This is a genomic window from Microbacterium paludicola (assembly GCF_039529675.1).
GTDB lineage: Bacteria > Actinomycetota > Actinomycetes > Actinomycetales > Microbacteriaceae > Microbacterium > Microbacterium paludicola.
The window spans coordinates 198,292-219,635 of the sequence record NZ_BAAANG010000019.1; the positions used below are offsets into that span (position 1 = coordinate 198,292).

Here is a 21,344-nt window from a genome sequence, read left to right on the forward strand (position 1 = left end):
CTGGGCGACGGCAGTCGCGTGGAAGACGATCGGCGTCGGCGGATCTGGATGCGGTCCGGAGCGGACCAGACGGATCAGCGCGCGGACGCCTGGGTCAAGTCTACGACCTGGCGCGCGGCGGTGGCGACGTCCTCGTTCACGACGTGGAAGTCGAACTCCCCCTGGGCCGCCAGCTCGACCCGCGCGGTGCGGAGGCGACGGGCGCGCTCCTCCGCGTCCTCGGTGCCGCGGCCGACGAGCCGCTGCACGAGCTCATCCCAGCTCGGCGGCAGCAGGAACACCAGCGAGGCGCGCGGATCGGCGGCGCGCACCTGCCGCGCGCCCTGCAGATCGATCTCGAGCAGGACGGTGCGCCCCTCGGCCAGCGCGGCCTCGATCGGTCCGCGCGGCGTGCCGTAGCGGTACTTGTTGTGCACGACGGCGTGCTCGAGCAGCTCGTCCTCGGCGAGCATGCGATCGAACTCCGCGTCGTCCACGAAGTAGTAGTGGACGCCGTCGATCTCGCCGGGGCGGGGAGGACGCGTCGTCGCCGACACCGAGACGAGGATCTCGGGGTGCTCCTCGCGGATCTTGGCCGACACTGTCCCCTTGCCGACGGCGGTCGGGCCGGCGAGCACGAGGAGGCGGCTGCGTCCCGGGCGCGGTCGCGGCTCGGGCATCCGCCGATCGAGCCACGCCTCGAGGGCCGAGCGCTGCCGCGTGCCGAGGCCGCCGAGGCGCTTGACCGGCGAGATGCCGAGCTCGGTCAGGATGCGGTCGCGCTTGCCCTCGCCGATCGCGGGCAGCGAGGTCAGGAAGTCGGGAACGCGGAGCGTGCCGGCCGGCGAGGCCGGGTCGGCCGCGGCGCGACGCAGCACCTCCTGCGGGGTCACGACACGGGTGGCGAGGTCGCGCTTCAGCGACGCACGCGCGCGCCGGGCGGCCACCGCGCGGCGGGAGGCCGCGGCCCTGTCGACCTCCGGGGGCCGTGACGCGGTGGCGCGAGGCGCGTCATCTGCGGTGTCAGACATGCAGGCTCCCCTCGGTGACGGGCGGGTAGGCGTCGGCGGCCGCGGCGATCGCATCCGCGATGCCGGCGGGGCCCGCGGACAGGAGGCTGCGGCTCTCGCTCGCGACGACCGCGGGGGCCATCGTGCCATACACGGCTCGCAGCTGATCGGGGCGGGCCCCCTGGTGGCCGAAGCCCGGGGCCAGGATGGGCGCCACGGGCGAGAAGGGCTCCAGCCCCGCGGCGGCCCAGTCGACCGTGGCGCCGATGACGAAGCCGAGGCTCCCCCACCGGCCCTGCCCCATGGCCTCGGCGTTGCGCCGGGAGACCTCGGCGACGATCTCGGCGGAGACCGTCCGGCCGTCACCCGTCGTCGCCCGCTGCAGCGCCGTCGCCTCGGGATTGCTCGTCGCCGCCAGCACGAACGCCCCCTTGCCGTGGGCGTGCGCGAGGTCGAAGGTGCCATCGAGGGACCCGACGCCGAGGTACGGGGTCACGGTCAGCGCATCCGCCTCGAGCGGGGCACCGGGCGTCAGCCACGCCGTCGCGTACGCGTCCATCGTCGATCCGATGTCGCCGCGTTTGGCGTCGGCGATCGCGAGCAGTCCCGCGCCGCGCGCCGCGGCGAGAACGTCCTCGAGGGCGGCGATGCCGGCCGACCCGTGACGCTCGAAGAACGACACCTGGGGCTTCACGAACCCGGCGCGCCCGGTGGCGGCCTCGACGACGCGGAGCCCGAACTCGCGCACCCCCGCGGCATCGGCGCTGAGCCCCCACGCCGCCAGGAGCGGCTCGTGGGGGTCGATGCCGACGCAGAGGTGCCCGCGCCGCGCGATGGCGGCGCGGGCGCGCTCTCCGAACGAGCCGGCGGATGCGGTCACACCGCCCCCAGGGCGAGGGCGGTGCGCTCCGCGCGCTCGGTCGCGTACTCCTGCAGGCTCTTCACCCGGAAGCCGTCGCGCATGGTGTCCATGGCGCTCACCGCGGCGCCCAGCGTGGCGATCGTGGTGAACAGGGCCTTGTCGCCGCCGACCGCCGCGGCGCGGATCTCGTAGCCGTCCGCGCGCGCCGACATGCCGCTCGGGGTGTTCACGATGATGTCCACGCGACCCTCGTTGATGAGGTCGACGATGTTCTCCTCGCCGGACTCCTGGGTCGCGCTGTACTTGCCCACGACCTCCGCCTTGATGCCGTTGCGCAGCAGGATCTCGGCAGTGCCCTCGGTCGCGAGGATCGAGAAGCCGAGCTGCTGCAGGCGGTGGGCCGGCAGGATCACGTCGCGCTTGTCGGCGTCGGCGACCGAGATGAACACGGTGCCGCTCAGCGGGATTCCGCCGTAGGCCGCCGACTGGCTCTTCGCGAACGCCGTCGGGAAGTCGCGGTCGATGCCCATGACCTCGCCGGTGGAGCGCATCTCCGGCCCGAGCACCGAGTCGACGATCTGTCCCTCCCGGGTGCGGAACCGCTTGAACGGCAGCACCGCCTCCTTGACGGAGACCGGCGAATCGAGCGGCACGCGCGATCCGTCGGTCTGCGGCAGCAGACCCTCGGAGCGAAGCGTGTCGATCGTCTCGCCCGCCGTGATGCGCGCGGCGGCCTTGGCGAGCGGGATGCCCAGCGCCTTCGACACGAACGGCACCGTGCGGCTCGCGCGGGGGTTCGCCTCGATGACGTAGAGCACGCCGGCGCTGATCGCGAACTGCACGTTCAGCAGGCCGCGGACGCCCACACCCTGCGCGATCGCGAGGGTCGCCTCGCGCACGCGGTCGATCTCGGTGCGGCCGAGCGACATGGGCGGCAGCGCGCAGCTCGAGTCGCCGGAGTGGATGCCGGCCTCCTCGAGGTGCTCCATGATGCCGCCGATGTACAGCTCGTGGCCGTCGTAGAGCGCGTCGACGTCGATCTCCACGGCGTCGTCGAGGAAGCGGTCGACGAGCAGCGGGGCATCCGCACCGATGATGGCGTGCTCCGCGATGCGTGCGAAGTAGTCGCGCAGGCTCGCGGTGTCGTACACGATCTCCATGCCGCGGCCGCCGAGCACGAAGCTGGGGCGCACGAGCACCGGGTAGCCGATCTCCTCGGCGATGCGGACCGCCTCGGCCTCGTCGGTCGCCGTGCCGTTGCGCGGGGCGAGCAGGCCGCCGCGCTCGAGGATCTCGCCGAAGAGCTTGCGGTCCTCGGCGAGGTCGATCGCCGCGGGGCTGGTGCCGAGGATCGTGTAGCCGGCCTGCTCGATGCCCTTCGCGAGCCCGAGCGGGGTCTGGCCGCCGAGCTGGCAGACGACGCCGTGGATCTCGCCCGAGAGCGACTCGACGTGCAGCACCTCGAGCACGTCCTCGAGCGTCAGCGGCTCGAAGTAGAGGCGGTCGGACGTGTCGTAGTCGGTCGACACGGTCTCGGGGTTGCAGTTGATCATGATCGTCTCGAACCCGGCCGCCGACAGCGCGAACGACGCGTGCACGCACGAGTAGTCGAACTCGACGCCCTGCCCGATGCGGTTCGGGCCGGATCCGATGATCACGACCTTCTTGCGGTCGGAGGGGGTCACCTCCGACTCGAAGTCGTAGCTCGAGTAGTGGTACGGCGTGAGCGCCGGGAACTCGCCCGCGCACGTGTCGACCGTCTTGAACACCGGGCGCAGCCCGAGCTCGTACCGGACGCCGCGCACATCCGCCTCGTCGACGCCGCGCAGCTGCGCGATCTGGACGTCCGAGAAGCCGTGCTCCTTCGCCAGGCGCAGCACGCGCTCATCCAGCTCCGCCGCACCCGCGACCACGTCGGCCACCTCGTTGATCAGCACGATCTGGTCGAGGAACCACGGGTCGATCGCGGTGGCGTCGAACGCCTCGGCGACCGTCGCGCCCTTGCGCAGCGCCTGCTGCACGAGCACGATGCGGCCGTCCGTGGGAGTGCGGGCCTCGAGGAGCAGCTCCTCGGCGGAGCGCGGCTCGTCGCCCCAGTGGAAGCTCGAACCGCGCTTCTCGACCGAGCGGAGGGCCTTCTGCAGCGCGGTCGTGTAGTTGCGGCCGATCGCCATCGCCTCGCCGACCGACTTCATGGTCGTCGTGAGGGTCGGGTCGGCGGCGGGGAACTTCTCGAACGCGAACCGGGGCACCTTCACGACCACGTAGTCGAGCGTGGGCTCGAACGACGCGGGGGTCACCTTCGTGATGTCGTTGGGCACCTCATCCAGGCGATAGCCGAGGGCGAGCTTGGCGGCGAGCTTCGCGATCGGGAAGCCCGTGGCCTTCGACGCGAGCGCCGACGAGCGCGACACTCGCGGGTTCATCTCGATCACGATGATCCGGCCGTTCTCCGGGTTGACCGCGAACTGGATGTTGCAGCCGCCCGTGTCGACGCCGACGGCGCGGATGATGTCGATGCCGATGTCGCGCAGCTTCTGGTACTCGCGGTCGGTCAGCGTCAGCGCCGGGGCGACGGTGATCGAGTCTCCCGTGTGGACGCCGACGGGGTCGACGTTCTCGATCGAGCAGACCACGACCGTGTTGTCGGCCGTGTCGCGCATGAGCTCGAGCTCATACTCCTTCCACCCGAGGATCGACTCCTCGAGCAGCACCTCGGTCGTGGTCGACTCGCGCAGGCCCTGGCCGGCGATGCGGCGCAGATCCTGCTCGTCGAACGCGAAGCCCGAGCCGAGGCCGCCCATTGTGAAGGACGGGCGCACGACGAGCGGGTAGCCGAGCTCCTCGGCGCCGGCGAGCACCTCGTCCATCGTGTGGGCGATCACGCTGCGGGCGACCTCCGCGCCGGCGTCGATGACCAGCTGCTTGAAGATCTGGCGGTCCTCGCCCTTGCGGATGGCATCCACCTTCGCGCCGATCAGCTCGACGCCGTACTTCTCGAGGATGCCGCGCTCGTGAAGCGCCATGGCGGCGTTCAGCGCGGTCTGGCCGCCGAGCGTCGGCAGGATCGCGTCCGGCTTCTCCTTCGCGATGATCGACTCGATGACCTCGGGGGTGATCGGCTCGACGTAGGTCGCGTCGGCGAACTCGGGGTCGGTCATGATCGTGGCCGGGTTCGAGTTCACCAGGATGACGCGCACGCCCTCCTCGCGGAGCACGCGGCACGCCTGGGTGCCGGAGTAGTCGAACTCCACGGCCTGACCGATGACGATCGGTCCGGAGCCGATGACGAGGACGGACTGGATGTCGTCGCGCTTAGGCATTCGCGTCCTTCTTGGTGAGGTGCTCCACGACCATGTCGCGGAAGCGGTCGAAGAGGTAGTTGGCGTCGTTGGGGCCGCCCGCGGCCTCGGGGTGGTACTGCACCGAGAACGCGGGGATGTCGAGGGCGCGCAGGCCCTCGACGACGTCGTCGTTCAGGCCCACGTGGCTGACCTCGACGCGGCCGTAGCCGGCGGGGCTGTCGAACTCGCCCTCGAGGGGCGCCTCGACCGCGAAGCCGTGGTTGTGGGCGGTGATCTCGACGCGCCCGGTGAGCTTGTCCTTCACCGGCTGGTTGATGCCGCGGTGGCCGAACGGGAGCTTGTACGTGCCGAGGCCGAGCGCGCGGCCGAGCAGCTGGTTGCCGAAGCAGATGCCGAAGAACGGAAGGCGCTCGTCGAGGATGCCGCGCAGCAGTTCGACGTGGCCCTCGGAGGCCGCGGGGTCTCCGGGTCCGTTCGAGTAGAAGGCGGCGACCGGCTCGATCGCGAGCAGCTGCTCCCGGGTGACGTTCTGCGGCAGGACGTGCACCTCGAACCCGCGGCGGGCGAGGTTGTTCACGGTCGCCTGCTTGATGCCGAGGTCGATCACCGCGAGGTTGCCGATCTTCTCGCCGACGGCCGGCGTGACCTCGGCGACCTCGACCGACACCTGGTCGGAGAGGTTCTGGCCGGCCATCTCCGGCGCCTCGGTGACGAGGCGCAGCTGCTCCTCCTCGGCGAGGGACTCGGCGTCGCCCGAGAAGATCCCGCCGCGCATGCTGCCGGCGGAGCGGATGTGGCGCGTGATGGCGCGGGTGTCGATCCCGCTGATCCCGACGATGCCGTCGCGCTCGAGGGCGTCGTCGAGGGTCTCCTCGGCACGCCAGCTCGACACCACGCGGCTGGGGTCGCGCACGATGTAGCCGGCGACCCAGACGCGGCGCGACTCGGGGTCTTCGGTGTTGACGCCGGTGTTGCCGATGTGCGGTGCGGTCTGCAGCACGATCTGGCCGGCGTACGACGGGTCGGTGAGGGTCTCCTGGTAGCCGGTCATGCCGGTCGTGAAGACCACCTCGCCGAGGGTGGTGCCGCGGGCGCCGTAGGCGTGCCCGGGGTAGCGCGTGCCGTCTTCGAGGACGAGCACCGCAGGCTGGCGGTCGAGGAGCGATGTCATCGCTGTGCTCCCATCTGGGTGGAGTCGGAGGGTGAGTCGGTCGGCGTCTGAAGACGCGCGATCTCGGCCACGAGGGCATCCGGATCGCCGTCCTGCAGACGGAGGTAGGTGTCGCAGACGGTGCCGTCGTCGGCGGTCCAGGCGACCAGGACGAGGCCGTCGTTCTCGACGACGCGGTCGATCGCCCAGGTGGCGCGTCCCGCGCCCTCGATGCGCGCGGCGCCGAGGAAGACGGGAGCCGATCCCGGCAGCTCGAGCGCGACGCCGGCGTCGGTCACGACCACGGTCGCCCGGGCACGGAACGCGAGGTGCCGCACGTTCAGGCGATCCAGCGGCGCCTCGTGGCGCGTCGTGGCGACGTACAGGCCGGTGAACGTGCCGCGGATCTCGCCGCGGCGTTCGCCGACCGGGGCCGCGATGCCGGCGTCGCGCCGGGATCGTCGTCGCCAGCCCCACGCCATCAGCGCGAGCACGACGACGGCGAGGCCGACGAGGATCAGTGCGGCGGCTTCCTGGGTCATTTCGACTCGCTCCGCTCGCTCAATGCATCGGATGCGATGACCCCCTGCGGCTCGACGAGCTCGCCGTTCGCGAGGGTGACGTAGCCGCGGTGGATCGTCCACATCACCTGGCCGGGAAGCTCGCGCCCGACGTACGGCGAGTTCACGCTGCGGCCGCGCAGGTCATCGGTGCCGAATGAGCCGCCGGTGCGGGGATCGTAGAGCGTGAGCTCGGCGGGCTGACCCACAGCGAGCGGCGTGCCGTGTCCTTCGAGCCGCCCGATCCGCGCCGGCGTCGCGGACATCACGCGCGCCACGTCCGCCCAGTCGAGCAGGCCGGTCTCGACCATCGCCTGGTGGACGACGCGCAGCGCGCTCTCGAGGCCGACCATTCCGTTGGCCGCCGCGGGCCACTCGCACGCCTTCGCCTCGGCGGGGTGGGGTGCGTGGTCGGTGGCGACGATGTCGATGGTGCCGTCGGCGAGGCCCTCACGGACCGCATGCACATCCTCGGCCGTCCGCAGCGGCGGGTTGACCTTGTAGCGGGCGTCGTAGCCGCGCACGAGCTCGTCGGTCAGCAGCAGGTGGTGGGGGGTGACCTCGGCGGTGACCGCGATCCCCCGCTTCTTCGCCCACCGGATGATGTCGACCGATCCGGCCGTCGAGAGGTGGCAGACGTGCAGTCGCGAGCCGACGTGCTCGGCGAGCAGCACGTCGCGCGCGATGATCGACTCCTCGGCGACGGCGGGCCATCCCGTGAGGCCGAGCTCGGCCGAGACGATCCCCTCGTTCATCTGCGCGCCCTCGGTGAGCCGGGGGTCCTGCGCGTGCTGCGCGACCACGCCGTCGAAGGCCTTCACGTACTCGAGCGCGCGGCGCATGATCAGCGGGTCCCACACGCAGAAGCCGTCGTCGCTGAAGACGCGGACCCGCGCCCGAGAATCGGCCATGGCGCCGAGCTCAGCGAGCCGCTCGCCCTTCTGGCCGACCGTGACCGCGCCGATGGGCTGCACCGTCGCGTAGCCGGCCGCCTCGCCGAGGGCGAGCTCCTGCTCGACCACTCCCGCGGTATCGGCGACCGGCGAGGTGTTGGGCATCGCGAACACCGCGGTGAACCCACCCGCGGCAGCCGCGCGCGTGCCGGTCAGGATGGTCTCGCTCGCCTCGTAGCCGGGCTCGCGCAGGTGGGTGTGGAGATCGACGAGGCCGGGCAGGGCGATCAGGCCGTCCGCGTCGATGCGCGTCGCACCCTCGCGGGACAGTCCGGTGCCGACCTCGGTGATCCGGCCGTTCTCGATCAGCAGGTCGGCTCGGTCGCCGCCCTCGATCGCTGCTCCGGTGATGAGGAGGACCTCGTTCGTGGGCTTCAGGCTCATCGCCCCTCCTCGTTTGCGCGCTTCGGGTTCGTCCGCTCGCCTGCCAGCAGCAGGTACAGCACCGCCATCCGCACCGATACGCCGGCCTTGACCTGCTCGAGCACGGTCGAGCGGGGCGAATCGGCGGCCTCGGCGGAGATCTCCAGACCCCTGTTCATGGGCCCGGGGTGCATGACGATGCTACCGGGAGGGAGGCTGATGAGGCGCCGAGGATCGAGCCCCCAGCGACGCGAATACTCCCGCTCAGAGGGGAAATACGCCGCGTTCATGCGCTCCAGCTGGATGCGCAGCATCATGACCGCGTCGGGAGCGTCGGCGATCGCCTCGTCGAGGTCATAGCGCACGGTCACCGGCCACGCCGACGTGTCCTGGGGAAGCAGCGTCGGCGGGGCGACGAGCGTCACCTCCGCGCCGAGGGTGTGAAGCAGCCAGACGTTCGAGCGTGCGACCCGGGAGTGGAGGATGTCGCCGACGATCGCCACCCGGAAGCCCGCGAGATCGCGTCCGCGGCTGTCGCCGCCGTAGCGGCGCTTGCGCATCGTGAAGGCGTCGAGCAGGGCCTGCGTGGGGTGCTCGTGCGTTCCGTCGCCGGCGTTCACGACGCCCGCGTCGATCCATCCGCTGGTCGCGAGGGTGCGGGGCGCCCCGGAGGCGCCGTGGCGGATGACCACCGCGTCGGCCCCCATCGCCTGCAGCGTCTGAGCGGTGTCCTGCAGGCTCTCGCCCTTGGAGACGCTCGAGCCCTTGGCGGCGAAGTTGATGACGTCGGCCGAGAGCCGCTTTGCCGCGGCCTCGAACGAGATGCGGGTGCGGGTCGAGTCCTCGAAGAACAGGTTGACGACCGTCTTGCCGCGCAGGGTCGGGAGCTTCTTGACCTCGCGCGACTGCGTGTCGGCCATGTCCTCGGCGATGTCGAGGATGCGGATGGCGTCCTCGCGGGCGAGCGTGCGCGTGTCGAGCAGGTGCCTCATCGCTCGTCCTCCCGTGCCTCGATCGTGACCTCGTCGGCCCCGCCGTCGATCTCGGCGAGGCGCACGTTCACGCGCTCGGAGCGCGAGGACGGCAGGTTCTTCCCGACGAAGTCGGGCCGGATCGGCAGCTCGCGGTGGCCGCGGTCGACGAGGATCGCGAGGCGCACGGCGGCGGGCCGGCCGATGTCGTTCAGCGCGTCGAGCGCGGCGCGGATGCTGCGCCCGGAGAACAGCACGTCGTCGACGAGCACAACGACCTTGCCGTCGATGCCGCCGGGCGGGATCTCGGTCGGCCGCGGCGTGCGCGTCGGGTGCTGGGAGAGGTCGTCGCGGTACATCGTGACGTCCAGGGCCCCGGTGGGCACGACGGTTCCGGCGAAGCGCTCGATCAGCGCAGCGAGCCGGCGGGCGAGGGTGACGCCGCGGGTCGGGATCCCGAGGAGGATAAGGTCGTCCGGGCCCTTGTTCGACTCGAGGATCTCATGGGCGATCCGAGTCAGGGCCCGCGTGATGTCGGCGTCATTCAGCACAGCGCGCGTGCTCATGGGCCTCTCCCTTCTCCGCCTCACGGGACGGTGTTAAAGGTGCAGGTGCGTCCAGCCTACCGGTGCCGGACTCCCCCAGCGCGCGCCGGTTGCTGAACGAGCCGAAGCGACGGGCCCGTGCGGGTCCATCTCGACTCGCAAGCTCGCTCGATAACCGGGCTGGGGCACGCAGAGGTGCGGCAAACGCACCGAACAAGCGGCGCGAAGGTGCACACGCCGCACGTTTGCCCCACCGGTTGCTGAGCGAGCGCCAGCGAGCCGAAGCGACCGACATGTGCGGGTCCGTCATCTCGACTCGCAAGCTCGCTCGATAACCGGGGTTAAGCCAAGGGCCGGCACCCCACCGGTTGCTGAGCGAGCGCCAGCGAGCCGAAGCGACCGACATGTGCGGGTCCGTCATCTCGACTCGCAAGCTCGCTCGATAACCGGGGTTAAGCCAAGGGCCGGCACCCCATCGGTTGCTGAAGAGCGCCAGCGAGCCGAAGCGACCGACTGGAAGCCGCCCGCCCGTGCGACCCGTCATCTCGACTCGCAAGCTCGCTCGATAACCGGGGTTAAGCCAAGGGCCGGCACCCCACCGGTTGCTGAGCGAGCGCCAGCGAGCCGAAGCGACCGACTCGAAGCCGCCCGCCCGTGCGACCCGTCATCTCGACTCGCTCCGCTCGCTCAATAACCGGGCTGGGGGAAAGAGCCTGTGCCCCTGTGCGAACGAAGTGAGCGTGGAGCGAAGCGACCCCGCAGCGCGAAGCGCTGCCGCAACGGAGCGTCAGCGACGGTGCCTCGCTCACGAGTGCCGGCGCGGAGCGTCGGCGCGAGCGTGCGAGACGCTTCTAATAAGACCCTTCAGCTGCGGGCGATGCGGGCGAGCACTCCGTGGACGAACGCGCCGGAGTCATCCGTGGAGAACTCCTTGGCGAGGTCGACCGCCTCATCGATCGCGACGGCGGTCGGCACGGCGTCGTTGAACAGGATCTCCCACGTCGCGATGCGCAGGAGCGCGCGGTCGACGGTGGGCATGCGGTCGAGCTTCCAGTCGCGGCTGTGGGTGGAGATCTGCTCGTCGATCTCCTCGGCGTGATCGATCACGCCGTCCACGATCTCGCGGGCGTAGAGCCAGGATGCCTGGCGTGCCGGCTCCGACGCGGCCCGCTTCGCCTCGGCCGCGAGGGCGACCGAGAGCTGGTCGCCGCGGACGTCGGCCGAGAACAGGATGTCGAGGGCGCGCTTGCGTGCCTTGGTGCGGGCGCTCACTTCTCGCGGCCGAGGTAGTCGCCCGTGCGGGTGTCGACCTTGACGCGCGTGCCGGTCTCGAGGAACAGCGGCACCTGGATCTCGGCGCCGGTCTCGACCGTGGCGGGCTTCGTGCCGGCGGACGAGCGGTCGCCCTGGAGGCCGGGCTCGGTGTAGGTGATCTCGAGGATCACCGAGGCGGGGAGGTCGACGTACAGCGGGGTGCCGTCGTGGAGGGCGATGGTGACCTCCTGGTTCTCCAGGAGGAACTTCGCGGAGTCGCCGACGGTGGCGGCGGGGACCGTGATCTGGTCGTAGTCCTTCTGGTCCATGAAGACGAAGTTCTCGCCGTCGTTGTAGAGGTACGAGTAGTCGCGGCGGTCGACGTTCTGGATGTCGACCTTGGCGCCGGCGTTGAACGTGCGGTCGACGACCTTGCCGGTGACGACGTTCTTGAGCTTGGTGCGGACGAACGCGCCGCCCTTGCCGGGCTTGACGTGCTGGAACTCCACGACGCTCCAGAGCTGCGAGTCGATGCTGAGAACGACGCCGTTCTTGATGTCTGCGGTGGATGCCATGGATCTTCCGTTCGTTCGATTGAGTCGCGCCGAGTCGCGCGCAAGTTCGGGGCCGTCACGGCCGAGGAACGATCCTACCGTGTCGGCTTGCGAGTCCCCCGAGCGGGCGCGCTCAGCTGCGGCGGGTGCTGATGATGCGGCCCTGCTCCTCGGCGCCGATCTCCTGGTAGGCGGCGAACAGCAGCGACTCGTCGGGCGCCTGGTGAACGGTCGGCTTGGCGATGTCGTCGAGCAGGATGAAGCGCAGCATGCCGCCGCGCGCCTTCTTGTCGCGCTGCATCGTCGCCAGCAGCGTCTGCCACGCGCCCGCGCGGTACGTGGTCGGCAGGCCGAGCAGCTCGAGCACCCGACGGTGCCGGTCGACCGCGGCGTCGGAGAGGCGGCCGGCGAGGCGCGACAGCTCGGCGGCGTACATCATGCCGACGGAGACCGCCGCGCCGTGACGCCAGCGGTAGCGCTCGGCGTGCTCGATCGCGTGCCCGAGCGTGTGCCCGTAGTTGAGGATCTCGCGCAGGCCCGCCTCGCGGAAGTCCTCCCCCACGACGTCGGCCTTCATCTGGATCGCCAGCTCGACGCAGCGGCGGAACTCGGGCGAGGCGACGTCGATGGCGCGATCCGGGTCCGCCTCCACGATGTCGAGGATCTCGGGGTACCGGATGAAGCCTGCCTTGACGATCTCGGCGAAGCCCGCGAGCACGTCGTTCTCCGACAGCGTCGCGAGCAGGTCGAGGTCGCAGATGACCGCGCGCGGTGCCCAGAACGCGCCGACGAGGTTCTTCCCCTCCGCGGTGTTCACGCCGGTCTTGCCGCCGACGGCCGCGTCGACCATTCCCGCCACGGTGGTGGGGACCTGCACGATCTCGACGCCACGCAGCCAGCTGGCGGCCACGAACCCGGCGAGGTCGGTCACCGCGCCGCCGCCGAAGCCCACGACGGCATCGGTGCGGGTGAAATCGGCCTGGCCCATGATCTGCCAGCAGAACGCGGCGACCTCGATGCGCTTGCCCGCCTCGGCGTCGGGGATCTCGGCCAGCAGCACCTCGCGTCCGCCGTCGGCCATGAGGGCCTCGCGGAGCTCGGCCGCCTGGGCGCCGAGCGTCGGCGGGTGGACGACGAGCACCTTGCGCGCCGCCGGGGGAAGCGCGGGCCCGACCTGCCCGATCGTGCCGTGACCGATGGTCACGTCGTAGCCCGGGGTGCCGTTCACGTGGATCACGGTGTCGCCCGGGGTGCGGTCGTCCGCCTGCGTGCTGGTCTCGCTCATCGCGTCGTCTCCTTGTCGCCGTCCGCGCCGGGAACCGGGGCGTTCGGGTCCTCTGCGCTCAGATCCTCTGCGCTCAGGGCGGTCTCATCCTGCGTCGTCTGCTGCTCCGAGGGAACACCCGGCGCGAAGGCCGGATCCTCGGCGCGCACCCACGCGGCGATCGCCGTCACGACGTCGCCGAGGGGGCCCCTCGAGGTGTCGAACACCGCATCCGCGACCTCGCGGTAGATCGGCTCGCGTGCGTCGCGGATCCGGATCCAGGCGTCCAGCGGATCCTCGTCCCCGCTCAGCAGCGGGCGCTTCTGCTGGGCGCGGATGCGGCCCGCGACCACGCGCTCCTCGACCGTGAGCAGCACGACGTGGTGATCCCGAAGGGCGGCGCGCGTGCCCGGGTGGAGCACGGCGCCGCCGCCGAGTGCGACCACCCCGCCGCGCGCCACGGCGGCGATCACGGCCTCGTGCTCCAGCGCACGGAAATGGGGCTCCCCGTGCGCCGCGAAGATGTCGGCGATCGGCCCGTGCTCTGTGACGACAGCGCTGTCGGTGTCGCGGAACCGCACCCCGAGCGTGCGCGCGAGGCGACGCCCGATGCTCGACTTGCCGGCGCCCATGGGGCCGACGAGCACGAGCGCACGCGGCGATGCGCCGGTCGACTCGGCGGCGGGGGCGCCTGCGTCAGAGTGCGAGGTCATGCGCGAGGTCGACCGGCTGCGCCGACGTCCGCAGGCTCTCCGCGATGCCGTCCACGTATGCGGTCAGGTTGCGGCGGGTCTCCTTCACGGAGTCGCCGCCGAACTTCTCCAGCACGACGTCGGCGAGCGTGATCGCGACCATCGCCTCGGCCACCACGCCGGCGGCGGGCACCGCGCAGACGTCGGAGCGCTGGTGATGGGCCGCGGCCGTCTCGCCGGTGGCGACGTCCACCGTCCGCAGTGCGTGGGGAACGGTCGCGATGGGCTTCATCCCCGCCCGCACGCGCAGCACGGTGCCGGTGGACATGCCGCCCTCGGTGCCGCCGGCGCGGTCGCTGCCGCGCGCGATGCCGTCGGACGTGACGAACAGCTCGTCGTGCGCGGCGGAACCGCGGCGGCGGGTGGTCTCGAAGCCGTCGCCGACCTCCACGCCCTTGATCGCCTGGATGCTCATCAGCGCCTGCGCGAGCTTTCCATCGAGGCGGCGATCCCAGTGCACGTGCGAGCCGAGCCCCGGCGGCAGGCCGTATGCGAGCACCTCGACGATGCCGCCGACGGTGTCGCCCTCCTTGCGAGTGTCGTCGACCTCGGCGACCATGCGCTCGGAGGTCTCGGCGTGGAAGCAACGCAGCGGATCGGCGTCGAGCGCGGCGACGTCATCCGGCGTCGGCACCGGCGCGTCATCCGGCACGCGCACGGGCCCGATCGACAGCGTGTGGCTGACGAGCCGGATTCCCAGCTCCGCCAGGAACGCGCGGGCGATCGCCCCCAGCGCGACGCGCGCGGCCGTCTCGCGCGCGCTCGCGCGCTCGAGGATCGGGCGCGCCTCGTCGAAGTCGTACTTCTGCATCCCGACCAGGTCGGCGTGTCCCGGGCGCGGGCGGGTGAGCGCCGCACCGCGGCCGCGGGACTTCTCGGTGAGCTCCATGGGGGCCGGGTTCATGACCTCGGTCCACTTGGGCCACTCGGTGTTGCCGATGCGCAGCGCGATGGGGCTGCCGAGGGTGAGGCCGTGACGCACGCCGCCCGAGATGGTGAGCTCATCCTGCTCGAACTTCATGCGCGACCCGCGGCCGTAGCCGAGCTTCCGACGCTGCAGGTCGGCCTGGATGTCCTCGGCAAGCAGGGGCACGCCGGAGGGAAGTCCCTCCATGACGGCGATGAGTTCGGGGCCGTGCGATTCGCCGGCCGTGAGCACGCGGAGCATGCGCCTAGTCTCCCATGAGCGCGGAGCGCATCGCGGCGCGCACGTCATCCTCGGACGCGAGCGGCTCGTCGACCGATCCGGTCGTGAACACCCGCACCTGCAGCACCGCCTGGTGAAGCAGCATTCCGAGCCCCGGGATCGCCGGTCCTTGCCAGCGGCTCGCCAGATGCGACGGCCACGGGTGGTAGGCGACGTCGAACAGCGGATGACCGCCCGCCGCGAGGGCGTCGGCATCCTCGTCCGGCAGGATCGTGCCGCCCGGCAGTGCGCAGACGGTGAGGTCGACCGGCGCGTGCGGGCCGCCGAAGGGCTCCACCGAGACGGGGACGCCCAGCGCCTCCCCGAGCTCCACGAGGGGCGCAGCGCGCTCGGGCCGGCGGGCGACGACACTCGCCGTGCTGGCGCCCATCTCGGCCGCCGCCACCAGCGCCGACGCGGACGTGGCGCCCGCGCCCACGATGCGGACCGAGCCCACCTCGGCGATCCCCTCGTCGGCAAGCGCCGCGACGATGCCGCCGACATCGGTGTTGAATCCCACCGGCGCGGACGCAGGTGCCCCGGTCGGCCTCGGCACGTCAGCCCCGGGCAGGAGCAGGGTGTTCACCGCTCCGGTGAGCTGGGCGCGGCGATCACGCCATCCGCTCGCCCTCCACGCGCGCTCCTTCAACGGCATCGTGACCGCGAGCCCGCGCCACGACGCGTCGAGGCCCGCGAGCACACCATCGAACTCTCCCTCCGCGACGCGGACGCGCTCGAAGCTCCACGTCCGCCCGAGCACCCGGTACGCCGCGTCGTGAAGCTGCGGCGAGCGGCTGTGCGCGATCGGGTCGCCCCAGACCGCGAGCCGGGTGGCTCCGGTCATCCGCCGCAGCCGCCGTGGTCGGGGTTGTCGGCACACCACGCGTGAAGCTGCGCCTCGTTCTGCTGCTGCTCGGCGTAGGTCTCCGCGAAGAGCGTCTCGCCCGTCTCGAGGTTCACGGTCACGAAGTACTGCCATCCGCCTTCCGTCGGCTGCTGAGCCGCCTGGATCGCCTCGTCGCCCGGGTTGGCGATCGGACCGACGGGCAGCCCGGGGTGCACGTACGTGTTCCACGGGTTGGGATCGTTCAGCTGCTCCTCCGAGCTGAAGACCGAGCCCTGCTCCGCTGCCTCCGGGTGCGCGGCCCGGTACCCGAACTGGGCCGTCGAGTCCATCTGGAGCAGGCCGTTGGTGTCTGAGATCTCCGGATCGAGGCGGTTGTAGATCACCTGCGCGACCATCCCGAAGTCCTCACGCGAGGCGCCCTCGCGCTGCACGATCGACGCGACCGTCAGGATGCGCTGCTCGTCGCCCGCCGCGACGCCGGCGTTCGCGAGCGACTCGCGCGTGCGATCCACCATCGTCTTGATGACATCCTCGGCGGTGACGCCCGGGTCGAACGTGTAGGTCGCCGGGAACAGCCATCCCTCGAGGCTGTCGGCCTCGACGCCGTAGGCCGAGGGGTCCTCGGCCGCCGCCTGCAGCTCCTCGAGCGGCATGTCGAGACCCGTGGACGCCGCCTCGAGGGTCGCCGAGACGGTCCAGCCCTCCTGCAGGGCGACCGTGTTCTCGAGCTTGTTCGCCGGGTCCGCCAGCGCGGCAAGCGCCGCCTCGGACGTCATCTTCTGCTGCAGCCGGTAGATCCCGGGGTAGAACGTCGGGATCGCATCGGCGTCCAGCAGGTGGTCGTAGAAGGAGTCGGGCTTGAGCGTCACGCCGGCCTCGTAGAGGGTCTGCGAGATCGCCTCGCCGCCGTCGCCCTCCTCGATCGTGATGATCGCCTCGCCGGTGGCCTCACCCGCCTCGTAGTCGCTCGGCCCGTCCCAGCCGAACCGCTCGGCGATCTGCGTGCCGTAGGTGTTCCACACGTACATGCCGCCGGCGACGATGCCGCCGAGGATCGCCAGCAGGATGACGAGCGTGACGAGGCAGCCGCGGCCCCCGCGGCGCTTCGGCTCGACCGTGTTCTCGGGAACGAAGAGGTCCTCGAGCGACGCCGGCTCCGGACCGCTGGGCGCCGGCGCCTGGCTCGCGAGCGCCGCCGTCTCGGCGAGCGTCGCCGGAGCCGAGCGCTCGGCCGGGGGCGTCGCCTCCGCGGCGGGGGTGACCGTGGTCGCCGGCGTGCGCTCGACGAAGATTCCGTCGTCCCAGGGCATCGCGCGCGCCGCCGACACCGGATCGCCGGCCGTCGGCACGCCGCTCGCGTCGCCCTCGGGCGTGGCGGATGCGGACGGAGCCTGCGGGGCCCGCGCCGACTCGCGCGCCTGGCGGCGCGTCATGGGCGAGGCCTCGGGTGGCGTGCTCTCGCGGGACGGATCGGTCATGAGCGGGGCTTACTCCTCGGGTATGCCGGCCGGGTTGCCGGCGGCCGCCCCGGTGCGTTTCTCGCTGTCGATGGCGTGCTGGAGCAGCACCACCGCGGCGACCTGATCGACAATGCTACGAGAACCCTTCTGGGTTCTGCCCGACTGACGCAGTGCCGAATGCGCCGACACGGTGCTGAGGCGCTCGTCGACAAGCCGCACGGCGGCATCCTGCGCGGCGGCGAGCTGCGCGGCGAACTCGCGCGCATCGGCCGTCGAGAGCGTGTCCTCGCCGCGCATGTTGAGCGGCAGGCCGACGATGATCTCCAGCGGCTCGTACTCCCCCACGAGCTCCACCAGCCGGGCGATCGAGCGCTCGTCGCGCGGCACCGTCTCGACGGGAACGGCGAGCATCCCGTCGGGATCGCAGCGCGCGACGCCGATGCGGGCCTTGCCCACATCCACGCCGAGGCGCACTCCCCGCCGGAATCCCGTCACGCGCCGCGCCCGATCACGCGGTCCGCAGCTGAGCGCGCACGGCGTCGAGCGCCGCCGGGATGCCCGCCGACTCGGAGCCCGCGCCCTGCGCCATGTCGTCGCGTCCGCCGCCTCGACCGCCGAGCGGCTCGAGGGCGACCTTCACGAGGGCGCCGGCCTTCGCTCCGGCCGAACGCGCCGCCTCGTTCGTGGCGACGATCGCGAGCACCTTGTCTCCCGCCTGTCCCGTGAGGGCGACGACCGCCGGATCCGAGCCGAGACGGTCGCGCACCGACAGCGCGAGGCTGCGCAGGTCGTCTGCCGACCCGACCTGGCCGACGGACTCGGCCACCAGGTTGACGGCTCCGGTGCGCTGCGAGGTCTGCGCGAGCGCCGGCACGCGGTCCGCGAGCGCGCGGGCCTCGAAGGCCGCGATCTTCTTCTCGGCGGCCTTGAGGTTCGCGGTGAGCTCGGCGATCCGGGCCGGGAGCTGATCCTTCGGCGCCTTCAGCGAGGCCGAGAGCTCGGCGACGAGCGCCCGCTCGGCCGTCAGCTCGCGGAACGCGTCGAGCCCGACGAGCGCCTCGACACGACGGTTCGACGCTCCCACCGACGACTCGCCGATCAGGCTCACGAGGCCGATCTCGGCGCTCGAGGACACGTGCGTCCCGCCGCAGAGCTCGCGCGACCAGGGGCCGCCGATGTCGACCATCCGCACCGTCCGGCCGTACTTCTCGCCGAACAGCGCCATCGCTCCCGCCGCCTTCGCCTCGTCGAGCGAGAGCACGCGCGTCGTCACCTCGAGGTTGTCGCGCACCGCGTTGTTGGCGATCTCCTCGATCTCCGATCGGGTCTCCGGGCTCAGTGCCTGTCCCCACGTGAAGTCGAAGCGGAGGTAACCGGCGCGGTTGAGCGATCCCGCCTGAGTCGCGCCGCTGCCGAGGGTGTCGCGCAGTGCCGCGTGCACGAGGTGCGTGGCGGAGTGCGCCTGCTGGGCCGAGCGGCGGTTGGCGGCGTCGACGATCGTGGTCGCCGGCTGATCGACGCCGACCTCGCCGCGCACGACCTCGACGGTGTGGCTGATGAGTCCGGCCACCGGGCGCTGCACGTCGAGCACCTCGAGCTCGTAGCCCGGGCCGACGATCGTTCCCTTGTCGGCCACCTGGCCGCCCGACTCGGCGTAGAGCGCCGTCTCCGCGAGGATGACCTCGGCGATCTGTCCCTCGGATGCCCGACCGGTGGCGAGGCCGTCGACGAGCACGCCGAGCACGCGGCTCTCGGTCTCGAGATCCGTGTAGCCGGTGAAGACCGTCTCGCCGAGCGCACGGAAATCGCGGTAGACGCTGACGTCGGCGATCGCGCGCTTGCGCGAGCGCGCATCCGCCTTCGCGCGCTGGCGCTGCTCCTGCATCAGCGCGTCGAATCCGGCGCGGTCGACGCCGATTCCCGCCTCCTCCGCGATCTCGAGCGTGAGGTCGATCGGGAAGCCGTAGGTGTCGTGAAGCAGGAACGCCTGGTCGCCGGCGAGGGTCGACCCGCCCCCCGCCTTCGTCTTCTGCACCGCGGTGTCGAGGATCGTGGATCCGGACGTCAGCGTGCGCAGGAACGTCTCCTCCTCCGCGTACGCGTAGGACGAGATCCGCTGCCAGTCGCTCTCGATGACCGGGTAGGCCTCCTTCATCGCGTCGCGCGAGGCCTCGAACAGCGCGGGGAACGTCGCCTCCTGGACGCCGAGCAGGCGCATCGCGCGCACGCTGCGGCGCATCAGGCGACGCAGGATGTAGCCGCGGCCCTCGTTCGAGGGGGTCACGCCGTCGGAGAGCAGCATCAGCGAGGACCGGATGTGGTCGGCGATGATGCGGAAGCGCACGTCGTCCTCGTGTGAGACGCCGTAGGGGCGACCGGAAAGCTCGGACGCGCGATCGAGGACGGGGCGGACCTGGTCGATCTCGTACATGTTCTCGACGCCCTGCTTGAGGAACGCGACGCGCTCGAGCCCCATGCCGGTGTCGATGTTCTTCGCGGGAAGATCGCCTACGATGTCGAACTCGGTCTTCGAGCGCACGTTCGTGATCTCGTTCTGCATGAAGACAAGGTTCCAGATCTCCAGGAACCGGTTGTCGTCGACGATCGGGCCGCCGTCCTTGCCGTACGCGGGCCCGCGATCGAAGTAGATCTCCGAGCAGGGTCCGGCGGGGCCGGGTTGGCCGGTCGTCCAGAAGTTGTCCTCGCGGCCGAGGCGCTGGATGCGCTCCGCCGGGAGCCCCGCGATCCGCTGCCACAGCTCGGCGGCCTCGTCGTCGGTCTCGTAGACGGTGACCCAGAGGTCCTTCGGGTCGAAGCCGAGCCCGCCGTCCTCCTCGGAGGTGGTCAGCAGCTCCCAGGCGAAGGAGATCGCGCCCTCCTTGAAGTAGTCGCCGAACGACCAGTTGCCGAGCATCTGGAAGAACGTGCCGTGGCGCGCCGTCTTGCCGACCTCGTCGATGTCGTTCGTCCGGATGCACTTCTGCAGGTCGGCGGCTCGCGAGTAGGGCGCCGGAACGACACCCGTCAGGTACGGGATGAACGGCACCATGCCGGCGATCGTGAACAGGATCGACGGGTCGTCGCTCACGAGCGAGGCGGACGGCACGATCGTGTGGTCGTTCTTCTCGAAGAAGTCGAGGTAGCGCTTCGCGATTTCCGCGGTCTTCATGGGGAGTGCTTCGTCCTTGACTGGTGGCGCCGCGCCCCGCCGGAGCGGACGCGACTGCATGCGGGGACGGCCGTCTCGGGCGACGGCCGGAGAGCGGAGGGGGTCAGGCTGCGGGGGCGTCGTCCGCCGAGGTGCGGCGCGCCTCCTCGAGGCGGTACGCCTCGCCGATGCGGTCGACGAACTCGTCGATGCGGGCGTCGATGTCGGCGAGCACCTCGGCGCCGCGCGGGTCCTTGTTGAGGACGTGGGCCGCGACGAAGCCCGTGGCGATGCCGAGCAGGAACCACAGCACGTTCTTCATGTCACCCATCCTCCAGCTTGGGCCGCGCGTCGCGACGTCGTTCCATCGTAGACCGAGCGGCGCCGCGAGCGCCGACCGGTGCCGTCGGGCAGCGCGCCGGGCGCCGCGCGAACGACGGAGGGCGCCGAGGCAGAAGCCTCGACGCCCTCCGGACGGATCGATGGATCAGCGAGCCGCGTAGTACTCGACGACCAGCTGCACGTCACACGTGACGGGCACCTCGGCGCGCTTCGGGCGACGCACGAGCTTCGCCTGGAGCTTGTCGAGCTCGACCTCGAGGTAGCCCGGAACGTTCGGGAGGACCTCGGCGTGACCGCCGGCGGCCGCGACCTGGAAGGGCTCGAGCGACTCGCTCTTGCCCTTGACCTCGATGGTCTGACCCGGCTTCACGCGGAACGACGGGCGGTCCACGATCTTGCCGTCGACGAGGATGTGGCGGTGAACCACGAACTGGCGCGCCTGCGCGGTCGTGCGGGCGAAGCCCGAACGCAGCACGAGGGCGTCAAGACGCATCTCGAGCAGCTCGACGAGGTTCTCACCCGTCAGGCCGTCGGTGCGGCGCGCCTCGTTGAAGGCGATGCGGAGCTGCTTCTCGCGGATGCCGTACTGCTCGCGCAGACGCTGCTTCTCGCGGAGACGGACGGCGTAGTCACTGTCGGCCTTGCGCTTCGTGCGGCCGTGCTGACCGGGGCCGTAGGGGCGCTTCTCGAGGTAGCGCGCGGCCTTCGGGGTCAGCGCGACGCCGAGGGCGCGCGACAGGCGGACCTTGCGGCGGTCCTGGGACTTGGTAACCATGGTTTCCTTTCACGAGGCCGCGGCTGTCGCGACGCTCGGACGTACAGTCCCCTCCCATCCGATT

At 71.3% G+C, this 21,344-nt stretch carries 19 protein-coding genes; all 19 read right to left on the reverse strand.

The annotated features are described in order from the left end of the window. Positions 1-74 precede the first annotated feature (74 nt). Positions 75-1,010 (reverse strand): guanylate kinase, encoded by a 936-nt coding sequence (gmk, locus tag ABD161_RS10610; RefSeq protein ID WP_344002378.1) that lies wholly within the window; start codon positions 1,008-1,010, stop codon positions 75-77. Further along, entirely contained in the window at positions 1,003-1,869 is an 867-nt protein-coding gene (pyrF, locus tag ABD161_RS10615; protein ID WP_344002381.1) for an orotidine-5'-phosphate decarboxylase, read from the reverse strand. The genes gmk and pyrF overlap by 8 nt, the downstream gene beginning before the upstream one ends. Further along, positions 1,866-5,174, reverse strand: a complete 3,309-nt coding sequence (carB, locus tag ABD161_RS10620) for a carbamoyl-phosphate synthase large subunit (protein WP_344002384.1) — start codon at positions 5,172-5,174, stop codon at positions 1,866-1,868. The genes pyrF and carB overlap by 4 nt, the downstream gene beginning before the upstream one ends. Continuing rightward, on the reverse strand, positions 5,167-6,327 hold the full coding sequence (gene carA / locus ABD161_RS10625; protein ID WP_344002386.1) for a glutamine-hydrolyzing carbamoyl-phosphate synthase small subunit: 1,161 nt from the start codon (positions 6,325-6,327) through the stop codon (positions 5,167-5,169). Before carA ends, carB begins: the two co-directional genes overlap by 8 nt. Beyond that, on the reverse strand, positions 6,324-6,848 hold the full coding sequence (locus ABD161_RS10630) for a PH-like domain-containing protein (protein WP_344002389.1): 525 nt from the start codon (positions 6,846-6,848) through the stop codon (positions 6,324-6,326). The genes carA and ABD161_RS10630 overlap by 4 nt, the downstream gene beginning before the upstream one ends. Beyond that, positions 6,845-8,203 (reverse strand): dihydroorotase, encoded by a 1,359-nt coding sequence (locus ABD161_RS10635; protein ID WP_344002392.1) that lies wholly within the window; start codon positions 8,201-8,203, stop codon positions 6,845-6,847. The genes ABD161_RS10630 and ABD161_RS10635 overlap by 4 nt, the downstream gene beginning before the upstream one ends. Next, positions 8,200-9,174: an aspartate carbamoyltransferase catalytic subunit gene (locus ABD161_RS10640; RefSeq protein ID WP_135113065.1), complete on the reverse strand. Its 975-nt coding sequence runs from the start codon at positions 9,172-9,174 to the stop codon at positions 8,200-8,202. The genes ABD161_RS10635 and ABD161_RS10640 overlap by 4 nt, the downstream gene beginning before the upstream one ends. After that, positions 9,171-9,719 carry a bifunctional pyr operon transcriptional regulator/uracil phosphoribosyltransferase PyrR gene (pyrR, locus tag ABD161_RS10645; protein ID WP_135113063.1) on the reverse strand — a complete coding sequence of 183 codons (549 nt, stop codon included), beginning with the start codon at positions 9,717-9,719 and terminating at the stop codon, positions 9,171-9,173. The genes ABD161_RS10640 and pyrR overlap by 4 nt, the downstream gene beginning before the upstream one ends. An 843-nt stretch (positions 9,720-10,562) precedes the next feature. Beyond that, a complete protein-coding gene (gene nusB, locus ABD161_RS10650; protein ID WP_344002398.1) occupies positions 10,563-10,970 on the reverse strand; it encodes a transcription antitermination factor NusB in 408 nt (135 codons plus the stop codon). Then, on the reverse strand, positions 10,967-11,527 hold the full coding sequence (gene efp, locus ABD161_RS10655; RefSeq protein ID WP_344002401.1) for an elongation factor P: 561 nt from the start codon (positions 11,525-11,527) through the stop codon (positions 10,967-10,969). The genes nusB and efp overlap by 4 nt, the downstream gene beginning before the upstream one ends. Positions 11,528-11,639: 112 nt before the next feature. Next, positions 11,640-12,791 (reverse strand): 3-dehydroquinate synthase, encoded by a 1,152-nt coding sequence (aroB, locus tag ABD161_RS10660; protein WP_344002404.1) that lies wholly within the window; start codon positions 12,789-12,791, stop codon positions 11,640-11,642. Continuing rightward, the gene (locus ABD161_RS10665) at positions 12,788-13,483 is read right to left on the reverse strand and encodes a shikimate kinase (RefSeq protein WP_344002407.1); all 696 of its coding nucleotides are present in this window, start codon (positions 13,481-13,483) and stop codon (positions 12,788-12,790) included. Before ABD161_RS10665 ends, aroB begins: the two co-directional genes overlap by 4 nt. Beyond that, positions 13,467-14,690, reverse strand: coding sequence for a chorismate synthase (gene aroC / locus ABD161_RS10670; protein WP_344002409.1), 1,224 nt, complete (start codon positions 14,688-14,690; stop codon positions 13,467-13,469). Before aroC ends, ABD161_RS10665 begins: the two co-directional genes overlap by 17 nt. A gap of 4 nt (positions 14,691-14,694) precedes the next feature. Beyond that, positions 14,695-15,552, reverse strand: a complete 858-nt coding sequence (locus ABD161_RS10675) for a shikimate dehydrogenase (protein WP_344002411.1) — start codon at positions 15,550-15,552, stop codon at positions 14,695-14,697. Continuing rightward, positions 15,549-17,033, reverse strand: coding sequence for an endolytic transglycosylase MltG (mltG, locus tag ABD161_RS10680; protein ID WP_344002414.1), 1,485 nt, complete (start codon positions 17,031-17,033; stop codon positions 15,549-15,551). The genes ABD161_RS10675 and mltG overlap by 4 nt, the downstream gene beginning before the upstream one ends. 9 nt (positions 17,034-17,042) lie before the next feature. Further along, positions 17,043-17,510 carry a Holliday junction resolvase RuvX gene (gene ruvX / locus ABD161_RS10685; RefSeq protein WP_344002417.1) on the reverse strand — a complete coding sequence of 156 codons (468 nt, stop codon included), beginning with the start codon at positions 17,508-17,510 and terminating at the stop codon, positions 17,043-17,045. Between the two features lie 13 nt (positions 17,511-17,523). Continuing rightward, a complete protein-coding gene (gene alaS, locus ABD161_RS10690) occupies positions 17,524-20,184 on the reverse strand; it encodes an alanine--tRNA ligase (protein ID WP_344002420.1) in 2,661 nt (886 codons plus the stop codon). A 103-nt stretch (positions 20,185-20,287) separates the two neighbouring features. Continuing rightward, on the reverse strand, positions 20,288-20,485 hold the full coding sequence (locus tag ABD161_RS10695; RefSeq protein ID WP_344002423.1) for a hypothetical protein: 198 nt from the start codon (positions 20,483-20,485) through the stop codon (positions 20,288-20,290). 165 nt (positions 20,486-20,650) lie between these two features. Continuing rightward, the gene (rpsD, locus tag ABD161_RS10700) at positions 20,651-21,280 is read right to left on the reverse strand and encodes a 30S ribosomal protein S4 (RefSeq protein WP_135113041.1); all 630 of its coding nucleotides are present in this window, start codon (positions 21,278-21,280) and stop codon (positions 20,651-20,653) included. Positions 21,281-21,344 lie beyond the last annotated feature (64 nt).

Coding starts and splice junctions, on each gene's coding strand:
- rpsD (WP_135113041.1), bottom strand. CDS start 21,280: ATGGTTACCAAGTCCCAGGACCGCCGCAAGGTCCGCCTGTCGCGCGCC.
- ABD161_RS10630 (WP_344002389.1), bottom strand. CDS start 6,848: ATGACCCAGGAAGCCGCCGCACTGATCCTCGTCGGCCTCGCCGTCGTC.
- gmk (WP_344002378.1), bottom strand. CDS start 1,010: ATGTCTGACACCGCAGATGACGCGCCTCGCGCCACCGCGTCACGGCCC.
- ABD161_RS10665 (WP_344002407.1), bottom strand. CDS start 13,483: ATGACCTCGCACTCTGACGCAGGCGCCCCCGCCGCCGAGTCGACCGGC.
- aroC (WP_344002409.1), bottom strand. CDS start 14,690: ATGCTCCGCGTGCTCACGGCCGGCGAATCGCACGGCCCCGAACTCATC.
- carB (WP_344002384.1), bottom strand. CDS start 5,174: ATGCCTAAGCGCGACGACATCCAGTCCGTCCTCGTCATCGGCTCCGGA.
- aroB (WP_344002404.1), bottom strand. CDS start 12,791: ATGAGCGAGACCAGCACGCAGGCGGACGACCGCACCCCGGGCGACACC.
- carA (WP_344002386.1), bottom strand. CDS start 6,327: ATGACATCGCTCCTCGACCGCCAGCCTGCGGTGCTCGTCCTCGAAGAC.
- ABD161_RS10695 (WP_344002423.1), bottom strand. CDS start 20,485: ATGAAGAACGTGCTGTGGTTCCTGCTCGGCATCGCCACGGGCTTCGTC.
- ABD161_RS10635 (WP_344002392.1), bottom strand. CDS start 8,203: ATGAGCCTGAAGCCCACGAACGAGGTCCTCCTCATCACCGGAGCAGCG.
- ABD161_RS10640 (WP_135113065.1), bottom strand. CDS start 9,174: ATGAGGCACCTGCTCGACACGCGCACGCTCGCCCGCGAGGACGCCATC.
- alaS (WP_344002420.1), bottom strand. CDS start 20,184: ATGAAGACCGCGGAAATCGCGAAGCGCTACCTCGACTTCTTCGAGAAG.
- ABD161_RS10675 (WP_344002411.1), bottom strand. CDS start 15,552: ATGACCGGAGCCACCCGGCTCGCGGTCTGGGGCGACCCGATCGCGCAC.
- pyrR (WP_135113063.1), bottom strand. CDS start 9,719: ATGAGCACGCGCGCTGTGCTGAATGACGCCGACATCACGCGGGCCCTG.
- efp (WP_344002401.1), bottom strand. CDS start 11,527: ATGGCATCCACCGCAGACATCAAGAACGGCGTCGTTCTCAGCATCGAC.
- mltG (WP_344002414.1), bottom strand. CDS start 17,033: ATGACCGATCCGTCCCGCGAGAGCACGCCACCCGAGGCCTCGCCCATG.